The following is a 19513-nucleotide window of genomic DNA, read 5'->3' on the forward strand; positions in this document are numbered from 1 at the left end:
AAGGTTACATCTGACAATTAAAAATAAATAAAATATAGACACATGAAATTACATAATAAATTAAGCATAAAGTTTCTACTAGTCTTAGTCGTTGCTTTTTTGTCTGGTTGCTCAAAAGAGTTTTTAGACGAGCCACAAAATACAGCGGGTCTTCCAGAACCTGTAGTTTTTTCAGATAAAGAGATTGTACAATCCTTTATTACGGGAATATATGATAGATATAAAGGACAATGGGATGATGATTTAGCAGACGGTGTAAATGATTCCGATCCAGATACAGGCGGATTATATGCCATGTATTTTGCAAGAACGATTAAAGGAAATGATTTAATTCAAGCACCATCATGGTTTTTGTTCGATTATGCCCATGAAAATAGAGGACCGTCTTTTAGACGAACAAGTTTTACATGGTCTTTCAATTTTGAAATAATCAACTATGCAAACGTATTAATTAAAGGTGTTACGGAAAGCCCAGATTTGGACGAAACGACTAAAAAAGAGTTTATAGCAGTAGGGAAGGCTATAAGAGCCTTTCATTATTTTCAAATAGCTCTGGAATTTGCACCTAATTACAATAGTGATCCCAGTAGCACTAGAATTCCTATTTATTTAGAGCCAGCTACAGGAGCCTCAGAAGGAAATGCTCCAAGTTCGTTAACAGCTATATACGATTTAATATTATCGGACTTAAAAGAAGCTATCCTGGATTTACCAGAAGAAAGGCTTGGTAAAAGTTACATTAACAAATCGGTAGCCAACGGAATTTTAGCACGTGTTTTATTAGTGACTCAAGATGATTGGGGCTTGGCTTCTTCGGCAGCAAGAGCAGCCTATGGAGGTACCGCTACCTCGGCTGTGGTTTCTACAAATTGGGGCAATGGTTTTAGTGATTTAACCGATCAAGACTGGCTTTGGGGACATTTTCAAAATGGTACAAACGAAACTAATTTCTTCTGGATGGCACCTCATGTTTTTGCAGATCATTTATCATTGTCATTCCAAGCTACCTATATAAATACAAATTTTAGGGATGCATTTTCAGATACCGATGTTAGAAAGCTATTTCAGGATATTTATAGTTCTTCAACCCCTTACAGGGAATTTGTAACTACAAAGTTTGCATTTACATTTTCATCCGATGTGCCTTTAATGCGAAAGTCTGAAATGGTGCTCATCGATGCCGAAGCACAATATAATTTAGGCAACGAGCCAGAAGCCAGAAACTTACTTTTTGCTTTGCAGAAAGATAGAGATCCCAATGCTACATTATCTACGAATTCTGGAAATGCACTTATGAATGAAATTTTGTTAGAGAGACGAAAAGAACTTTACGGTGAAATAGGTGTAGAATGGTTTGATGCCAAAAGATTAAGAATGCCTATTAATAGAGATGCTATACACAGAGTGGTTGTTAATGTGCCTGCCGATAGTGAATTATTTTATTTAAATATTCCACAATCGGAAATAGATGCTAACCCTAATATGGATGAAAGTTTAAATCAATAATAAATAAGCATAATTATGAAAAAAACAATCTGTTTATTATTAGCAATATCACTATTGGTTTTTTATAACTGTGACGATAGTGATGATAATGATCAAATCACAATTAATTATATAGCTTTCGAAGCAACATCTTATAATTTTGGAGTCGATCTGCAAAGTAGTAATTCTAACGATATTAAAGTTTACACAACTCTAATTTCGAATGTAGAAAGAGTATTTAATATTAATATTGAAACAGACATGTCTACAGCAGATCCTGCATCTTATACGGTTCCTGCATCTGTTGCTGTGCCAGCGAATACTAATGAGGGGACTTTTACAGTAAATATATCAGACTTAAATATAGGGCCAGATGGTGAAACATTAGTGCTTTCCTTTGCCAATGAGGCAGGTTTGCTTATTGGCGACCCTATAACACTTAATATTAAACAAATTTGTCCTTATCCTGAAACCCAATTGGACATTATATTTGATGACTTTGCTGATGAGCAATTTTGGGAGCTGTACGATTCTAATGATGTCTTGTTGTTTGAAGGCGGCCCATATCCAGACCAAACAGAATTTAGCAGAACATTTTGTTTAGAAAATGGGACATATAAAATTTTAATGGGTGATGTCTTTGGAGATGGAGGCGGTCCGTATACCATTTCCAACAACGGTAATGTACTGGTTACTGGAGATGGCGATCATGGTTTTGGAGAAGAAATAACATTTCAAATAAATAATTAACTAAACTAACTTAACTATTAATTTGGACCGGGAATTTAGTTTCCCGGTTTAAATTATTCAACTATTCACTTCTTGCTGCGATTGTTATGTCAATTATTATTGACACGACGCAAGCACTTTTAATTTTATAAGCTAATTATGACTCAGAAGTTTTCTTCTTCTTAAAACTAGAAATAGCTAAAATTATAATACCTGTAGTTACCGATAAGTCGGCCATATTAAATATGCCTGTCTTAAAAACTCCGCCTAAGTCGATAAATAAGAAATCGGTAACAGACCCATATACTACACGATCATAAACATTCGCAAAGCCACCACCAATAATACTTGCAAAAGCAAAAAGCGATAAGTTATCTAAGCTTTTGTCTCTAAAAATATAACGCACCACAAAGCCAAGTACTACAATAGGTAAAATAAGTAATAGGATAATTCTAAGGGTGGGATTTAAATCGCTGCCCATACCTAAAAAAGCACCGGCATTTTCGACATTCATCATTAAAAAAGCATCGCCTATTAAAGAAATACGTTCTCCAGGATGAATCTCTGTCCGAGCATCTACATTCGTTCTAACAAGGGCTTTGGAAATTTGATCGACAGCAATCGTTAAAACAATAACCAGAATAATATAAATGGAGCGCTTTGATAATTTCATTTAGTTAGTTTCAAAAGTGGCTGAAGCTGTTTGGGCTTCTCTATTAATTTTCTTTACTAAGCCTTGTAAAACTTTACCAGGACCAACTTCGGTAAATAAAGTAGCGCCATCTGCAATCATTTGTTGTACCGATTGTGTCCAACGTACTGGAGCTGTTAATTGAGAAATTAAATTAGTTTTTATAGCAGCTTCATCAGTAACGGCATTGGCTGTTACGTTTTGATAAATAGGACAGTCGGGTTTGCTAAAAGTAGTATTTTCTATGGCGGCAGCCAATTCTTCACGAGCTGGTTCCATTAATGGAGAATGAAAAGCCCCGCCAACAGGTAATAATAGTGCACGGCGTGCCCCAGCGTCTTTTAAAGAATCACATGCTTTATTAATGGCCTCAACCTCTCCTGAAATGACTAATTGCCCAGGACAGTTATAATTTGCAGCAACAACAATGCCATCTGTAACAGCACATACTTTTTCAACAATATTATCATCTAAGCCTAAAACGGCAGCCATGGTGCTTGGCTGTAATTCACAAGCTTTTTGCATGGCTAAAGCACGTTGGGATACCAACTTTAATCCATCTTCAAAATTTAAAGCACCATTAGCCACTAGTGCAGAAAATTCACCTAGAGAATGTCCAGCAACCATTTCTGGTTTAAAAGCATCTCCTAAGGTTTTTGCCAAAATAACCGAATGCAAAAATATGGCGGGTTGTGTTACCTTAGTTTCTTTAAGGTCATTGGCAGAACCTTCAAACATGATGTCCGTAATATTGAAGCCAAGAATATCATTTGCTTGTTCAAATAATTCTTGAGCCGAAGGAGATTTTTCATATAAGTCTAAGCCCATTCCTGAAAATTGAGCGCCTTGACCTGGAAATATATATGCTTTCATGTGTAAAGTAATTATAAGTTTTTAAGAGGTCACAGTCTATTACTAGTGTGACATATGTTTATTTTTTCTGTTGGTTTGTTTTTAGTGCTGCAAAAGTATAAATAAAATCTTTAAGAAGGGATAAGATCGTTTTGAAGACTTAGAACTGTTAGAAAACAGAAGCAAGACTTAATTTTAGAACGATTAGAAATATTAGATCTCATGAATAAGGCTTTTATATTCTCATTTCTGAAAGCGAAGCGAAGCGGCCTTTTTTCTTAAAATTACAAACCAATGGCTGCCGCTTCGGCGCAACGTTCACCATCCATAGCAGCAGATACAATACCTCCAGCATAGCCACCACCTTCGCCACAAGGAAATAAATTAGAAACTTCTGGATGTGCTAATTGTTCATTTCTCGGAATACATACTGGTGATGAGGTTCTGGATTCTACACCAACAATATTGGCTTCGGAAGTATAATAACCTTTCATTTTTTGCCCGAAAGCTTGAAATCCTTTTCTAAGTCTGCTTCCTATTAATTTGGGTAATAGGGAATGTAAAGGTGCCGATTTTAATCCTGGTTGATACGAGGTCGGATTCAAATTATCCGACAGTTTGCCTTCTACAAAATCGGTAAGTTTTTGAGCTGGTGCTGTCTGACTTCTGCCACCAGCCGTAAAGGCTAGCTTCTCTAAGTTTTTCTGATATTCCAGACCCTTTAAAACGCCAAATTTCTCATATTTGTGTAAATCGATATCGGCATTTATTTCAACAACGATCCCCGAATTAGCATACAGGTTGTTTCTTTTAGAAGGTGACATGCCATTTACCACAACTTCGCCATTTGCTGTAGCTGCTGGTACTATAAATCCACCAGGGCACATACAGAAAGAGTAGACCCCACGGTTATTTACCTGGTTCACCAAACTATAAGATGCAGCTGGAAGCAGTTCATGCCGTTCACCATTACAATGGTATTGTATAGCATCTATAATATGCTGCGGATGTTCTACGCGTACTCCCATGGCAAACGATTTAGCTTCTAAGGCAATTTTCTTTTTATGCAATAAATAAAAAATATCCCGAGCCGAATGTCCAGTGGCTAAAATAACTCTGTTCACAGTTATTTCGTCTCCATTGTGAACTTGTAGGGCTTGTATTTTGTTGGTTTTTATAATAAAGTCGGTCACTTTGGTTTCAAAATGAATTTCTCCACCATAATTTAAAATAGTTTCCCGTATATTTTGAACCACTTTAGGCAATTTATTAGTCCCAATATGCGGGTGGGCATCCACTAGAATTTGATCTGTAGCCCCGTGGAACACCAGATTTTCAAAAATCCGACGCACATCCCCCCGTTTTAAGCTTCGTGTATATAATTTTCCATCGCTATAAGTACCTGCGCCGCCTTCTCCAAAGCAATAGTTGGAATCTTCATTAACATCATGATCCTGATTGATGGCTTTAAGGTCGCGTCGTCTGTCCTGAACGTTTTTGCCACGTTCTAATACGACAGGTTTATAGCCTAACTCGATACAACGCAAAGCTGCATACATTCCAGCGGGGCCAAAACCGATAATATGGACAGGTTTTGCTTTCGAAACATCTTGATAATCAAAAGTATATTCAGAAGTTTTAGGTAGCGCTTCTCTAATATAAACAGCAACTTTATAGTTGAAAAAAATTTTTGGTTTTCGAGCATCAATAGACTTACGAAGTATTTTGATACCTGTGATGTCTTCTTTGTCAATGTCTAAAACATGTGCCGATTTTATTATTAAAATATCACTGCGTGCTTCGTCTTTAAGTGAAACACGAAGTTGAATCTCTTTTACCATAACGCAAAACTACTTAAAAATAAGAGAAGATTTTTAAAATGAGCTTTATGATTAAAAGAGCCATTTAGTTAAGCTATTTATAATTGCTGATTAAAAAATATTTGTTGATCAAAATCAGGATACAAAATAACGTTCCTCTAAAATATTCAAATGGTGTTTGGCGTGTCCAATAATAGTAAAACCAAGAGCCAGTGTGCTAATCTTTGTTTCAAAAGAAATACCAACTCGATGAAGCATGTCTTCATTAAAACTCTTGAACAATACCATAGTAGATTGCCTTACTATTTTAAATTCGTTTAGTAAATCTTTGATGCTTCTATTGTTTGCATAAGCGTTTTTGGCATACGTGTTTTCATCAAAGCCCAAAAGAGCCTTTGGTTCTAATCTGGAGATGCATAAAGCTCTGTAGGCAAGTATTCTTTCGGTATCTATAACATGCTGAAGCAATTCTTTAGGCGTCCATTTGCCTGATTCGTATCTGTATTCTTGATAGGTAGTTAACTTTTCTGTAAAACCTTCAAAAATAGTTTCACTCTTCTTTAAACCATCTATTAACTCTATATCATCAACGAGTTTTATATATCTGTCATAAAAGTTTGGAATAAATTTTAAATCGGATTTTTTCATTATTTTAGGTTTTATTCTTTTTATAATATTGAACGACATGTTTCGGAGTCCTTAGTTGTTTTGGCAGTAAGGAGTCTCTAACAGGAAGTTTTGCTACTTGTTTTAATGGTATAATACCTGCCCAAATAGGGAGTTCTAAATCATTTTTTTCATCAAGAACACCTTCATCTCTAACTTTGGCAGATGCGGTCTGTATTTCCATTTCTATAACGAGTGTGCTATTAAATTCTTTAAGATTCATAGGTCTAAGTGTATCCCACCTGCCAGGAATCATATGGTCTACCACGCATTTTAAGGCAGCTTCTTTTTTTTCTTTGTTTTCAACTACAGTTATGCTGGTGAATAGTGTGGCCGATCTGTAATTTACAGAATGATGAAATCCAGAACGTGCTAGTACAAGGGCGTCTAAATGCATAATAGTCATGGAGGCTTCTTTGGCCTCGATAAGCGCTAATAACATCCTGTTTTTTAAAGAACCGTGTAAATATAGCTTATTATCTATTCTTCCATATGCCATAGGCAAGCAAATAGCTTTTCCATTATAATTGTAGCTTACATACCCAACAAATCCTGCGTCTAGTATATCGTTTATTTGTTCTACGTTATAAGTAGCTCTTTTAGGACCTCGTTTTACTTGGTTTAATTCTGAAATTGTATAAGTTGACATAACTGTTCGATTTGATTGATGCTTGTTGTTTAAAACAAAATTAGTAGATTTATGGATTGTTTCATTCGTCCAGAAATCATTTTTTAAATAGTCCAGTTATGATTCCTTATAAAACCATTCTCAAAATAGATAGGGCTAGTAAGCAGCCCATTTATATTCAGCTTACCAATCAGTTTATCAATTTAATTAAGGAGCGTACCCTGCCGCCACAGGCAAAATTACCTGGAACCAGAACATTGTCAGATTTAATAGGGTTACACAGAAAAACAGTGATAGCTTGTTATGAAGAGCTTATTTTACAAGGGTGGATAGAGAGCATTCCTAAAAAAGGAACTTTTGTTCATAAGGATATTCCTTTGTTACAGCAGCAGGAATGGACTGAAAAAGTGATTGATAGGACTGATGATAAGACAGGCTTCTCATTTAATAAAAATCCTATTTTGAATCGAAAATTTCCACAAGATTATACAGAGGATTACATGTATGTGAATGATGGTGTTTCTGATGAACGATTGGCGCCAATTAAAGAATTATCTATCATTTACAGAAAAATAGCGAATAAGAAACATATGCTTAAATATATGAAGTATGGAACAACTTATGGCAATACGGAATTAAGAGAAACCTTAGTATGTTATTTGAATGAAACCAGAGGGTTAAATATTACCAAAGATAATATTCTTATAACTAGAGGGAGCCAGATGGGAATGTTCTTAACAGCTCAATTATTAGTTGATAATCAAGATTATATAATAGTAGGGGAGACCAATTATAGCTCTGTAGACACCACCTTTGAATTTGCTAAAGGTAAATTGCTAAGAGTTAGGGTAGATGAAAACGGATTGAATACGAACGACATAGAAAAATTATGCAAAAAGTATGCTGTTAAAGCTGTTTATACGACGCCACATCACCACCATCCCACAACAGTGACGCTTTGTGCTAAAAGGAGAATCCATCTTTTAAATTTGGCCAAAACGTACCATTTTGCCATTCTTGAAGATGATTACGATTATGATTTCCATTATAATCATGCCCCCATTTTGCCTCTGGCAAGTCATGATACCTGTGGGAACGTTATTTATATAGGCTCCATTTGCAAAACGGTTGCACCTGTTTTTAGAGTGGGTTACTTAATCGCTTCGAAGGCTTTTGTAGATGAATGTGCAAAGTTGAGACGCTTTATCGATAGGCAAGGTGATGCTATTTTAGAATTGACTTTTTCTAATTTTATCAAAGATGGAAGCTTGGACAGGCATATTAATAAAGTAGTTAGAATATATAAAGCGCGTCGAGATTTGTTTTGCAAGCTTCTCAAGGAAGAATTAAGTGAGTATTTATCTTTTGAAATCCCCATGGGAGGTATGGCGCTTTGGGTAACCTTAAATAAAAATTATTCGTGGGATACGGTTACAGAAATAGCAAAACAGCAAAAGCTAATTATTTCAGAATGGCAGCGTTATGATGTAGCGAATATAAAGCATAATGCTATAAGAATGGGGTTTTCATGTTATAATGAAACAGAGGCCAGAGAATTTGTTAAACGTTTTAAAAAAACGATGGTGCTTGTAGATGCTTAGGCTCTTGAATAAAATCCAGTGTCTCTTGATTAAAGTATTTCATCATAGGGAAATTAAAAAGCACCAACTTTAGAAGTTAGTGCTTGCGATCAATAAATTATTTATAATTTGGCTTCTCCAATAAAGAAATATAATTTTTTTAACGAAGCATCTCTTTTTGGAAATAAAGCTTTCATTCTTTTATCTGTCCCCATTTGTTGTAGCCCTTCCATAGAGTCAAAATAAAAACGATGTATCTCATCAGGCTTTTCTACACTTCCTTTTGATTGAAAAGGCGCGATAAAACGTTCGAAGTGTGTGCCGAATTCAGGCATAATTTCACAAACTTCATCATGATATTCTGTAAATTGCTGCACATATTTTTCACCTTCATTAAAATAAATTAAAGCTACGCCATAGGTTTTAGTAGTGTCCCCTGTTTCTTTTTTGAATTCGAAATCTGTATTTCGACTTGTAAAAATGGATATGTCTTTTAGAGCTGGGAGCGCATATTCATTTCTAATTTTTATAAACGCTTCGTCCTCATTAAATTTATTAAAGACTTCTATGTTTGGGTAAGTGGCAAAATGGATTTCGTCTGGCAATTCCATTTCACCTTCTGCCAGCATATTAGGTTTAATTATTCGTTCTATTTTCCCTCCGTATTGTTTAAGTATAGCTCCGCCCTTCCTTTTATATTCTTCAAAGCGTTCTTCTTCACCATCGTTTATGTACATTAAAGCTACATTTACTATTTCCTCATTTTTCGTTTCCATTTTGTCAGTATTTTTTGTGTTAATGTTTGATTTTTGTGCCTTTGAATTGCAGGAGAATAATAGAGATGCTCCCAAGACGACCTTCGTAAGTGTTTTTAAATATTTCATTTTTGTGGCTTAAATTAAATGGCCCATTTGAAGGTTATTCTTAATGTGATTTTCCTGAATTGGGCTTATGTTTTTGTTTAATTCGTTTGTTCCATAATCTATTCCCGTTACTTTTCGAATTGGTCTTTGTCCCTTTTCCATATGGAGAATTTCTAAAATCGAATCTGCAATATCTTGAGGGTTTGGTGCATCTTCGCTTTTAAAAAATTCTCCAAAGTTTTGAAGCATTGCAGACGGAACCGTTTTCATATCTCCATAAGTATCTAATGTCAATGTATCCTCTTCCTTTGGGCCGCTGTGTAACAACCTTGTTGGAAAAGGGCCTGGTTCAATGATACTTACGTCTACTCCAAGGGGTTTTAATTCGTAGCTTAATGCTTCAGAGTAGGCTTCTAAAGCGAACTTGCTGGCACAATAAACTCCAAAATAAGGGAATACCAATCGTCCAGCTAATGAGGATATGTTGATAATAGTAGCATCTTTTGACTTTTTTAGCAAGGGAAGAAATGTCTTGGAAGTTCGGATCACACCAAAGAAATTGGTATCGAATTGTTCTTGTACCTGTTCCAGGCTGTATGCTTCTGTGATACCGACATACATAATACCTGCATTGTTAATAAGAATATCAAGATTTCCTTCTTCTTTAATAATTCTTTCAGATAGCTCCTTAACAGAAACATCGTTCGTAATATCCAATTCTGCAACAGTAATGCTCAGGTTTTCTTTTATTGCGAGCTCCTCAAATTCCTTTTTCTTATTACTGTTTTTTCCATTGGAATCTCTCATTGTGGCCCAAACCTTATATCCGTTTCGAGCCAAGGTAAGTGTGGACAAATACCCAAAACCACTGCTTGAACCTGTAATAATTGCTTTTTTCATCTTTATAAACGTTTGTATTAATTGATAATACAAAGGTTAAAAGAAGCAAAAGGAAGGTGTTTTACGATTGGTTCAATGATTTGCCAAGATGGGTCATCTTGTATTTAGTAGGGGAAACGCCATATTTAAGCTTAAAAGTCTTAGAAAAGTGAGAGACATCTGTAAAACCGCAATCATAAGCAATATCTGTGGCTCTTAGGTTTGTTGAGCTTAGCAGTTCTATAGATTTTTCTAATTTTTTCTCTCTTAAAAAGGTAGCAGGGGACTTTTTGTATACCCTCTTGAATTCTCTTTTAAAGGTTGATAGACTTTGGTTGTTTAGCGTAGCCAGTTCTTCAAGCGTAATATTGGAATAATAATGAGCTTCAATAATTTCGCGAAAAGTATAAGAACTTGGATTGAATAGGTTGGACAGAATAGTTCGAATTGCAGGCGCATTATTTGTTTGATTTAAAAGCAGTATGATTTCTTTTAACTTCAAAATCAATATTTCTTCGTTAACCAAGCTGGGATTCTCAAAATAGAATAAGATGCCTTCGATATATTTTCGTATTAAAATATCACTGTGTAATTTTGACATTCCGATTTTCGAATCAACTTTTTCTTTTAGGAAGCCTGGGAGTTTATTTTCATAGATTTTTAATAAAATTTCTGGATAAAAATGAACCGCTAAAGCCTGATATGTATCTGAAGATTTAGACCTTAACATTTTGCTAGTGTAGTTACCGCACTTCATTAATAAAGATTCTTCAGCTTCTATTCTTAATTTTTCAGTTTCTGATATGGATTCATACTCACCTTTTATGATGTATAAGAAGCAAGCTGCATTTGGCATGGGGTGTGGCTTTTTGAAAGGCGGTTTGAGAGTGATTGTCTCAAAAAGCATTTTGCCAAATAATTCTATGGATTTATAGTCGAGGATCATTTACTTATTTAAACGAAAATATTCGTTAGAGGTTTATTTGACTTTTATAATGGGTTCAAAAAAATGTCAATTTGGGTCATCTTTTTTACTTGCGTACAGCGTTCATGTTAAAGCGTGGAGTCCTATGGCTTTTTGCAGGAAAATGAGGGTAGCCAAAAGAGGATGGACTCTCAATTGAACATATAATCTAGCATTGTTTTATACATCTTAGATATGTGGTTTATTTCCTCTCATAAGTCAAAAACGAAAATTCATAATTATGGTTTTCATCTTTTGTATGAAAGGTATTGGCGGTTTCTTTCCAAGTAGAAGAGTCTATCTCAGGGAAGAAAGCATCTCCTTCAAAACTCTCGTGTACACGCGTTAATTCAATTTTGTCGGCTATAAGTAAAGCCTGTTTATATATTTCGCCACCACCAATAATAAAAGGTTGTGGGTCATTTTTGGAGACATTAATAGCGTCTTCTAAACTATTAACAACAATAACGCCTTCAGGCACTTGATAATCGCTTTGTCTTGTAATTACAACATGCGTTCTGTTTGGTAATGGCTTCGGAAAACTTTCAAATGTTTTTCGCCCCATGATAATATAATGACCATTGGTAAGACTTTTAAAGCGTTTTAAATCGTCACTTAAATGCCAGATAAGTTTATTGTCTTTGCCAATCGCATTGTTTTCGGCTGCAGCGACTATGATAGTAAGTTCAGATGTTTTTTCTTTTTTGTTTAAAGTTTCGTTATAATGTTCGCTTTCTGCAATAATTGGTGCTTCTTTTTTAAGCTCATTTTTAAGCTTCTCTATTCTTATTTTCTGCAAAGTTACAAGTTTGTCCAATTGGTTTTTCTCCCAAGCTTTTCCCATAAACTTATGAGTAACGAACACATTAAATATGTGGTAAATTAAAAAGAAAAGCCAAATAAAAATGGCAAATAAAAACCATTCTTTTCCAAACAGCGTGAAATCCTTACCTATATCCAGAACCGTGTTGGCAAGAATTATAAATACAGAACCAATTAGGAAAAGAACAAAGTGCGCATATAAACGTTTTTTTTGTTTTATACGCTTTTGAGCATTTTGAATCAGCTCTAATTGTTCTTTATCTATTTGAGGACTTTCTTTCTTTTTTCCAAACATAAGTATCTAATAAGAGATGTAAAGTTATAATATTTTGTTGAATTTTTTATGGTTTAAGGTGAATTCGTTTTTGTTTTAAAACCACTGAAAACCAGGGATAAAAGAAAAACAGGCATTTGGCAATCTGATAAATATGGTATAGGTATTTTATATAGTTTAAATTATTGTAAAGTAATACTTATCAAATTGATAATTCTTTTTAGTATGTCAGATTTTATATAAATAAATGAGAAATTGTTTTATAAATTTACTGTATAAACAACACAAAAAAACTAGTATTATGGCGATTACAAAACAATATTTAAAAAGTAAACCAGTTTGTAAGGTTACTTTTTCGGTACCTGCTAAAGAAGCGAATGAGGTAACTGTAGTTGGGACTTTCAACGAATGGGATACCAAATCAACAACACTTAAAAAACTTAAAAATGGTACTTTTAAAGGGACTGTAGATTTAGAAAAGAATAACTCGTATGAGTTTAGATATGTTGTTGATGGTACTTATGTTAATGACGAACAAGCAGATGCGTATACTTGGAATGCTTATGCAGATGCCGAAAACGGTGTATTAAACGTTTAGTTAAATACCGTCTTAAAAAAAAGCTTTTAAAAATAAAATGTTATATCGAGTGCAGTCAAGAACTTTATAATCTCGACTGTTCTCGAATAAGCTTCTGGATGTTTTTAGCCTTTTTATATGGCTACGGCACCTTTTATGTGCGGATGCGGATCGTAATCTACCAACGTGAAATCATTAAAAGTAAAGTCAAAAATATCTTTTATTTCTGGATTTAGAATCATTTTTGGGAGCGGTTTTGGCGCTCTGGATAATTGTAGCTCCAATTGATCATAATGATTACTGTAAATATGAGCATCTCCAAATGTATGGATAAACTCACCAGCTTCATAACCGCAAACTTGTGCCATCATCATGGTGAATAAAGCATAGGAGGCAATATTAAAAGGAACTCCTAGAAAAATATCTGCACTTCGTTGGTATAGTTGACACGAAAGTTTTCCATTGGCTACATAAAATTGAAAAAAAGCATGGCAAGGAGGCAATGCTGCTTTACCATTAGCTACATTTTCATCAAACGATTTTGAAGTGTCTGGTAGTACAGATGGGTTCCATGCAGAAACAAGCATACGTCGGCTATTAGGATTGTTTTTTAAAGTATGAATAACTTCTTTAATTTGATCAATCTCATCGCTATTCCAGTTGCGCCACTGGTGTCCATAAACAGGTCCAAGATCACCATTGGCATCAGCCCATTCATTCCAAATACGTACACCATTTTCTGTGAGATATTTTATATTGGTATCCCCTTTTAAAAACCAAAGTAATTCGTAAATAATAGATTTTAGGTGTAGTTTCTTAGTGGTAACCATTGGAAACCCTTCACTTAAATCAAATCGCATTTGGTATCCGAAAACACTTTTGGTACCAGTTCCGGTACGATCTCCTTTTTCATTTCCGTTTTCTAAAACGTGTTTTACTAGGTCGTGATATTGTTGCATAACATTCCCCACGGAGGTGGGAATCTCTTTAAATTGAACTTAAATTTTCTAGGTTTAAAAATAAAAAAAACTACTTAGCTTATTTATTTCATATCTTAATGATATTATAAAGTTATTAACCATTCTACGCTATTGCGAGTTTTGCTTTTTTACAAAATACTAGAGTAAGTTAATTTACAAAAAGATAATTACGATCGTCCCTTATTTATGCAAACAATATGTAGCTTACCCAATAATCATGCCCGCAATAGTAGCAGAAATTAAAGAAGCGATAGTGCCTCCAATTAAGGCCTTCATACCAAACTTAGATAAGGTTTTACGCTGACCAGGAGCCAGAGAGCCTATACCCCCAATTTGAATACCTATAGAAGCAAAATTGGCAAAACCACAAAGCATATAAGTTGCCATAATTATAGACTTTTGGTAGTTAAGATGAACTATATTTGTAGCTTCTTTTAAGTCTCTTAGTTGTATATAGCCTATAAATTCACTAGCTGCTAATTTAATGCCCAATAGTTGTCCCATTAAAGCCATATCTTCTTTAGCGACGCCGATAAGCCACATAAGAGGTGCAAACACATAGCCTAAAATTAGTTCAAGAGATAAGCTTTCATATGGCGTATTGTTAACCACCCATGTATTTATTGAAGACACATCACCAATCCATCCCAGAATGCCATTAAACATGGCAATAAAAGCAACAAACACAAGGAGCATAGCGCCAACATTAACAGCAAGTTTTAAGCCTTCGGTAGTACCATTGGCGATAGCATCTAAAAAATTAGCTCCAATTTTTTCTTGAGAAACTTTTACGTCTGTATTAATATCTTCTGTTTGTGGATACAGGATTTTGGAAATAACTATAGCTCCAGGAGCAGCCATAACAGATGCAGCTAAAAGGTGCTTTGCATAAAACAATCTGAGTTCTGGATCATTGCCTCCTAAAAAACCTATATACGCTGCCAATACGGCACCAGCTACGGTTGCCATACCTCCAATCATGACTAAAAGCATTTCAGATTTATTCATCTTTTCCAAATAAGCCTTTATTAAAAGAGGTGCTTCTGTTTGGCCTAAAAAGATGTTGCCTGCAACGCTCAAGCTTTCCGCCCCAGAAATTTTTAAGGCTTTAGAAAGCAACCAAGCCATGGCTTTTACTACTTTTTGAATGATGCCTAAATAAAATAAGACAGAGGTCAATGCAGAAAAAAATATGATGGTTGGCAATACTTGAAAAGCAAATATAAAGCCAAAGGTATCCATGTCTACAACTAAACCTTCAAACAAGAATTTACTGCCTGCTCTTGTAAATTCTAACACTTCAACAAAAAGGCCTCCAATAAATTCGAAAATGCCTTTAATGAATTCAACTTTCAAAACCCCAATAGCAATTAGTAATTGAAAAGCTAGACCAATCCCTACAATTTTCCAATTAATAGCTTTTCTATTACTACTGAAAAGAAAGGCTAGAAAGATTAAAGAAAGCATGCCTAAAGCTCCTCTCCATAGACTATTAAATGAAAATCCCTGACTTGGAATAATGGTACTTACTGAAATATTCGTACTATTTTCGGTCGATACATTTTCAGTTTTAAGGTTAGTGCTATTGATGTTTAGAGTATCGGCAAAATTATTTGCAGTTGCTGTTTGTTGAATGGTCGTTTCATTTTGAACGGAATCCAACTTTATAGTTTCATTTGCCTCTTGCGCTATAATGGATGACGTCAATAAGAAAAAAACAACGGCAATAAGCAAAGAAAACTGTTTCATATTTAGAAGTAAATATTATTCTCGTTTTGAGATTTCATCGCGAATATGCGCTGCTCTTTCATAATCTTCATTAGAAACAGCTTCTTCTAATAAGCTATTTAATTCTTCAAGTGTTTTTCCTTTAAGATTTTCGCGAGGTGTTTCAGGTTCTAATTCACTAGAAATCATGTCGTCTACCAAAATACTGTCCTCATTTTCACCTTCTTCCTTCGGATTCACTTTTAAATATATTCCAGCTTTGTCAAGAATGTTTTTGTAAGTAAAAATAGGTGCATCAAAACGAAGTGCTAAAGCAATAGCATCACTGGTTCTAGCATCAATAATTTCTTCAATCTTATCACGTTCGCATATTAAACTAGAATAAAAAACGCCATCGACTAATTTATGGATGATTACTTGTTTTACAACCACATCGAAACGATCAGCGAAATTTTTAAATAAATCGTGCGTTAATGGTCTGGGAGGTCTAATTTCTTTCTCCAAAGCTATGGCAATAGATTGTGCTTCAAAAGCACCAATAACGATTGGAAGTTTACGATCGCCATCTAATTCATTTAAAATCAATGCGTAAGCGCCGTTTTGGGTTTGGCTATAGGATATGCCTTTTATATTTAATCTTACTAAACTCATAATTTATAAAAACGCAAAGAACTGTTTAAATTAGGACTTTACCAACTGACTAAGACAGAATTAAGTATTTAGTGCTAATTTAAGCAGTTCTATACGACTATACAATTTATAAAAAATTATTTATTGTTGCGCTTTAAAAGTCTTTAATTTTTCTGTAAGTTGTGGTACAACTTCAAAAGCATCTCCAACAACACCATAGTCTGCAGCTTTAAAGAAAGGCGCTTCAGCATCCGTATTGATGACCACTTTTACTTTAGAAGCATTAATTCCAGCTAAATGTTGAATAGCTCCAGAAATACCAATAGCTATATATAAGTTTGATGCTACAGGTTTACCAGTTTGCCCAACATGTTCACTGTGAGGTCTCCATCCTAAATCCGAAACAGGCTTAGAGCATGCTGTTGCTGCCCCTAATACATCTGCTAGTTCTTCTACCATACCCCAATTTTCAGGTCCTTTTAATCCACGACCAGCAGATACAACAATCTCGGCATCTGCAATGGTAACTTTATCTGTTGCTTTATCAACAGATTCTACTTTAATTCCTGAATCCGAAATTGAAGGCGAGAAGTCTTCCGTGGAAAGGTTTCCACTATTTTCTACCAACCCAAATGAATTATTAGAAACCCCTATGATTTTTATTTCGGTATTAATTTGAGATATTTCGAAAGCTTTATTGGTAAATGCCGTACGCTTAACTGTAAATGGCGATGTACTAGCTGGAGTTTCAATAACATTAGAAGCATATCCCGCATTTAAACCAACAGCCAAAAGCGGGGCTAAGTATTTACTATCTGCACTAGAGCTTACCACAATAACCTTTGAGGCTTCTTTTTCTGCTGCTTGTTTGATGGCTTCAGCATAACCATTGGCATTAAAAGATTGTAATTGTGTATTTGTTACATTTAAAACTTTATCGACACCATAATTTCCTAATTCAGATGCATCATCAACATTTATAGTAATGGCTGTAACTGTTGTACCTAATTGATTTGCTACTGCTTTGGCATAAGAAGCAACTTCTAAAGCGGCTTTTTTAAACGTGCCTTGCTCTGATTCTGTATATACTAAAACTGACATAAAATTTTATTTTTCGTCACCCTGGACTCGTTTCAGGGTATGATTAATATTTTATTTTCCTAATTTCCTGTCTTGGGTATTCATTTTTATAATTAACTGTAACAGGAGTTGTTATTTTATAATAATTTAGTTTCAATTTAAAAGATTCCAGCTTTCGCAGGAATACCGCATTAAATAACTTTAGCCTCGTTATGAAGTAAGCTTACTAATTCATCCAAATTGTCTGCCGAAACTAATTTTACGGCTCCTTTAGGAGCAGGTTTTTCAAATTTAATCGAGGTTGTCTCTGCGCCAGCCTCAATAGGCTCAACAACTGTTAAAGGTTTCTGGCGTGCCATCATGATACCCCTCATATTTGGTATTTTAAGATCACTTTCTTCAACCAATCCTTTTTGACCACCAATAACCAATGGAAGTGTTGTAGAAACAGTTTCTTTTCCACCATCGATTTCTCTTATTACTTTAGCAGAAGTACCATCTACTTCTAAACCAATGCAATTATTTACAAAGTTAGCATTGGTTAACCCAGCAATCATGCCAGGAACCATACCACCATTATAATCTATAGATTCACGGCCAGCTATAACTAAATCGTAAGTATCGTCTTTAATAACGTTGGCTAATTGTTTGGCTACCGAAAAACCATCTGATGCCATAGCGTTAACCCTAATAGCTGCATCGGCACCAATAGCCAAAGCTTTACGAAGTGTTGGTTCTGTTTCTGCACCACCAACATTTATAACAGTAACATGAGCACCTTGTTTTTCTTTAAACCACATAGCACGGGTTAAACCAAATTCGTCATTTGGATTAATTACAAATTGTACACCATTGGTGTCGAATTTTGTGTCACCTTCACTAAAATTAATTTTAGATGTCGTATCAGGAACATGACTAATGCACACTAATATTTTCATAATATTATTATATTAATTGAGTTTAGTTTTTTGAGGCTACGAAGTTAATTATTTTATTCCGAATATTTACTATGCATGCATAGTAAATATTCGGAATAATTATCAAAAAATGCATAATTATTAATATTTCTTTAAGAATTTATAAACCTTTGATTGGTTAACTGAGGAATAAATAAAAAGAATTAGAGCGAATTTAAAGTAACAAATCTTCATTATTCGTATACGATTTCTGTAAAATTAATAATTTTTTTTTGCGGATAATTTTACTGTTGTTTTTTATATCAAATTATAATCAATAATTCCTATTTTTGCAATTCGAATAAAAAATAAGTTAATGAAGACAATTCAATTTAGAGAAGCTATTTGCGAAGCCATGAGTGAAGAAATGCGTAGAGATGAAAGCATTTATTTAATGGGTGAAGAAGTAGCAGAATATAATGGTGCTTATAAAGCATCGAAAGGCATGCTGGATGAATTTGGTGATAAACGTGTTATTGATACACCTATTGCAGAACTTGGTTTTGCTGGGATTGCTATTGGTTCTACAATGACAGGTAATAGACCGATTGTTGAGTATATGACGTTTAACTTCTCTTTAGTTGGAATTGATCAAATTATAAATAATGCTGCGAAAATCAGACAGATGTCTGGTGGGCAATTTAAATGTCCAATTGTTTTCCGTGGTCCTACTGCTTCTGCTGGACAATTAGGAGCCACCCACTCTCAGGCATTTGAAAATTGGTTTGCTAACACACCAGGTTTAAAAGTTGTGGTGCCATCTAACCCTTATGATGCTAAAGGTCTATTAAAAGCAGCAATTCGCGATGATGATCCAGTTATTTTTATGGAAAGCGAACAAATGTACGGAGATAAAGGCGAAGTGCCAGAAGGGGAGTATATATTGCCTTTAGGTGTTGCAGATATCAAACGAGAAGGAACCGATGTAACGATTGTTTCTTTTGGGAAAATTATTAAAGAAGCTTATAAAGCAGCAGACGAATTAGCTAAAGAAAATATTTCTTGCGAAATTATTGATTTGCGTACCGTTCGTCCTATGGATAGAAAAGCGATTGTAGAATCGGTTAAAAAAACCAACAGATTAGTCGTTTTAGAAGAAGCATGGCCTTTTGGAAATGTGGCTACCGAAATTACTTATTTAGTACAAAGTGAAGCATTTGATTATTTAGATGCTCCTATTGTAAAAATTAATACAGCAGATACGCCTGCTCCGTATTCCCCTGTTTTATTAGCAGAATGGTTACCAAACAGTAACGATGTTATTAAAGCAGTAAAAAAAGTATTGTACAAATAAATTAATATTTTTTAC

19 protein-coding genes are annotated in these 19513 nt (G+C 34.6%); 5 read left to right on the forward strand and 14 right to left on the reverse strand.

Annotated elements, in window-relative coordinates; all coding sequences use genetic code 11:
• Positions 1-42 precede the first annotated feature (42 nt).
• Together HHX25_RS09200 and HHX25_RS09205 are read left to right on the forward strand one after the other, a co-directional pair.
• A complete protein-coding gene (locus HHX25_RS09200; RefSeq protein ID WP_169672402.1) occupies positions 43-1506 on the forward strand; it encodes a RagB/SusD family nutrient uptake outer membrane protein in 1464 nt (487 codons plus the stop codon).
• A 15-nt stretch (positions 1507-1521) separates the two neighbouring features.
• Positions 1522-2235 (forward strand): hypothetical protein, encoded by a 714-nt coding sequence (locus HHX25_RS09205; RefSeq protein WP_169672404.1) that lies wholly within the window; start codon positions 1522-1524, stop codon positions 2233-2235.
• Positions 2236-2371: 136 nt separating this feature from the next.
• Here HHX25_RS09205 and lspA read toward each other — a convergent pair whose 3' ends face one another.
• The 5 genes from lspA to HHX25_RS09230 all read right to left on the reverse strand — a co-directional run bounded on the left by lspA (position 2372) and on the right by HHX25_RS09230 (position 6892).
• Positions 2372-2887, reverse strand: a complete 516-nt coding sequence (gene lspA, locus HHX25_RS09210; protein WP_169672406.1) for a signal peptidase II — start codon at positions 2885-2887, stop codon at positions 2372-2374.
• Positions 2888-3778 carry an ACP S-malonyltransferase gene (gene fabD, locus HHX25_RS09215; RefSeq protein ID WP_169672420.1) on the reverse strand — a complete coding sequence of 297 codons (891 nt, stop codon included), beginning with the start codon at positions 3776-3778 and terminating at the stop codon, positions 2888-2890.
• 263 nt (positions 3779-4041) lie between these two features.
• Entirely contained in the window at positions 4042-5598 is a 1557-nt protein-coding gene (locus tag HHX25_RS09220) for an NAD(P)/FAD-dependent oxidoreductase (protein WP_169672422.1), read from the reverse strand.
• Positions 5599-5712: 114 nt separating this feature from the next.
• Positions 5713-6225 (reverse strand): DinB family protein, encoded by a 513-nt coding sequence (locus tag HHX25_RS09225; RefSeq protein ID WP_169672424.1) that lies wholly within the window; start codon positions 6223-6225, stop codon positions 5713-5715.
• Positions 6226-6229: 4 nt separating this feature from the next.
• Positions 6230-6892, reverse strand: a complete 663-nt coding sequence (locus HHX25_RS09230; protein WP_169672425.1) for a pyridoxamine 5'-phosphate oxidase family protein — start codon at positions 6890-6892, stop codon at positions 6230-6232.
• A 98-nt stretch (positions 6893-6990) separates the two neighbouring features.
• On the opposite strand from HHX25_RS09230, the gene HHX25_RS09235 reads away from it, so the two are divergent.
• Positions 6991-8472 carry an aminotransferase-like domain-containing protein gene (locus tag HHX25_RS09235; protein ID WP_169672427.1) on the forward strand — a complete coding sequence of 494 codons (1482 nt, stop codon included), beginning with the start codon at positions 6991-6993 and terminating at the stop codon, positions 8470-8472.
• A gap of 101 nt (positions 8473-8573) precedes the next feature.
• Here the strand turns inward: HHX25_RS09235 and HHX25_RS09240 are convergent, their stop codons facing one another.
• From HHX25_RS09240 to HHX25_RS09255, 4 genes are all read right to left on the reverse strand, one after another.
• A complete protein-coding gene (locus tag HHX25_RS09240; protein ID WP_169672428.1) occupies positions 8574-9227 on the reverse strand; it encodes a hypothetical protein in 654 nt (217 codons plus the stop codon).
• 117 nt (positions 9228-9344) lie between these two features.
• Positions 9345-10214: an SDR family oxidoreductase gene (locus HHX25_RS09245; protein ID WP_169672429.1), complete on the reverse strand. Its 870-nt coding sequence runs from the start codon at positions 10212-10214 to the stop codon at positions 9345-9347.
• A 61-nt stretch (positions 10215-10275) separates the two neighbouring features.
• Positions 10276-11100, reverse strand: a complete 825-nt coding sequence (locus HHX25_RS09250; RefSeq protein WP_169672430.1) for a helix-turn-helix domain-containing protein — start codon at positions 11098-11100, stop codon at positions 10276-10278.
• A gap of 259 nt (positions 11101-11359) precedes the next feature.
• Positions 11360-12274: a dihydrofolate reductase gene (locus HHX25_RS09255; protein WP_169672431.1), complete on the reverse strand. Its 915-nt coding sequence runs from the start codon at positions 12272-12274 to the stop codon at positions 11360-11362.
• Positions 12275-12554: 280 nt separating this feature from the next.
• Here HHX25_RS09255 and HHX25_RS09260 point away from each other — a divergent pair, with 280 nt between their 5' ends.
• The gene (locus HHX25_RS09260; protein WP_169672432.1) at positions 12555-12851 is read left to right on the forward strand and encodes an isoamylase early set domain-containing protein; all 297 of its coding nucleotides are present in this window, start codon (positions 12555-12557) and stop codon (positions 12849-12851) included.
• A 113-nt stretch (positions 12852-12964) separates the two neighbouring features.
• Here HHX25_RS09260 and HHX25_RS09265 read toward each other — a convergent pair whose 3' ends face one another.
• From HHX25_RS09265 to HHX25_RS09285, 5 genes are all read right to left on the reverse strand, one after another.
• Positions 12965-13789: a thymidylate synthase gene (locus HHX25_RS09265; RefSeq protein ID WP_169672433.1), complete on the reverse strand. Its 825-nt coding sequence runs from the start codon at positions 13787-13789 to the stop codon at positions 12965-12967.
• A gap of 225 nt (positions 13790-14014) precedes the next feature.
• On the reverse strand, positions 14015-15559 hold the full coding sequence (locus tag HHX25_RS09270; RefSeq protein ID WP_240964432.1) for a NupC/NupG family nucleoside CNT transporter: 1545 nt from the start codon (positions 15557-15559) through the stop codon (positions 14015-14017).
• 15 nt (positions 15560-15574) lie between these two features.
• Positions 15575-16189 carry a bifunctional nuclease family protein gene (locus tag HHX25_RS09275; RefSeq protein ID WP_169672435.1) on the reverse strand — a complete coding sequence of 205 codons (615 nt, stop codon included), beginning with the start codon at positions 16187-16189 and terminating at the stop codon, positions 15575-15577.
• A 120-nt stretch (positions 16190-16309) separates the two neighbouring features.
• Positions 16310-17269: an electron transfer flavoprotein subunit alpha/FixB family protein gene (locus HHX25_RS09280; protein ID WP_169672437.1), complete on the reverse strand. Its 960-nt coding sequence runs from the start codon at positions 17267-17269 to the stop codon at positions 16310-16312.
• Between the two features lie 170 nt (positions 17270-17439).
• Positions 17440-18186 carry an electron transfer flavoprotein subunit beta/FixA family protein gene (locus tag HHX25_RS09285; protein WP_169672438.1) on the reverse strand — a complete coding sequence of 249 codons (747 nt, stop codon included), beginning with the start codon at positions 18184-18186 and terminating at the stop codon, positions 17440-17442.
• A gap of 334 nt (positions 18187-18520) precedes the next feature.
• Here HHX25_RS09285 and HHX25_RS09290 point away from each other — a divergent pair, with 334 nt between their 5' ends.
• On the forward strand, positions 18521-19498 hold the full coding sequence (locus HHX25_RS09290; protein WP_169672440.1) for a pyruvate dehydrogenase complex E1 component subunit beta: 978 nt from the start codon (positions 18521-18523) through the stop codon (positions 19496-19498).
• Positions 19499-19513 lie beyond the last annotated feature (15 nt).

Source organism: Flavivirga algicola (assembly GCF_012910715.1).
Taxonomy (GTDB): Bacteria; Bacteroidota; Bacteroidia; order Flavobacteriales; family Flavobacteriaceae; genus Flavivirga; species Flavivirga algicola.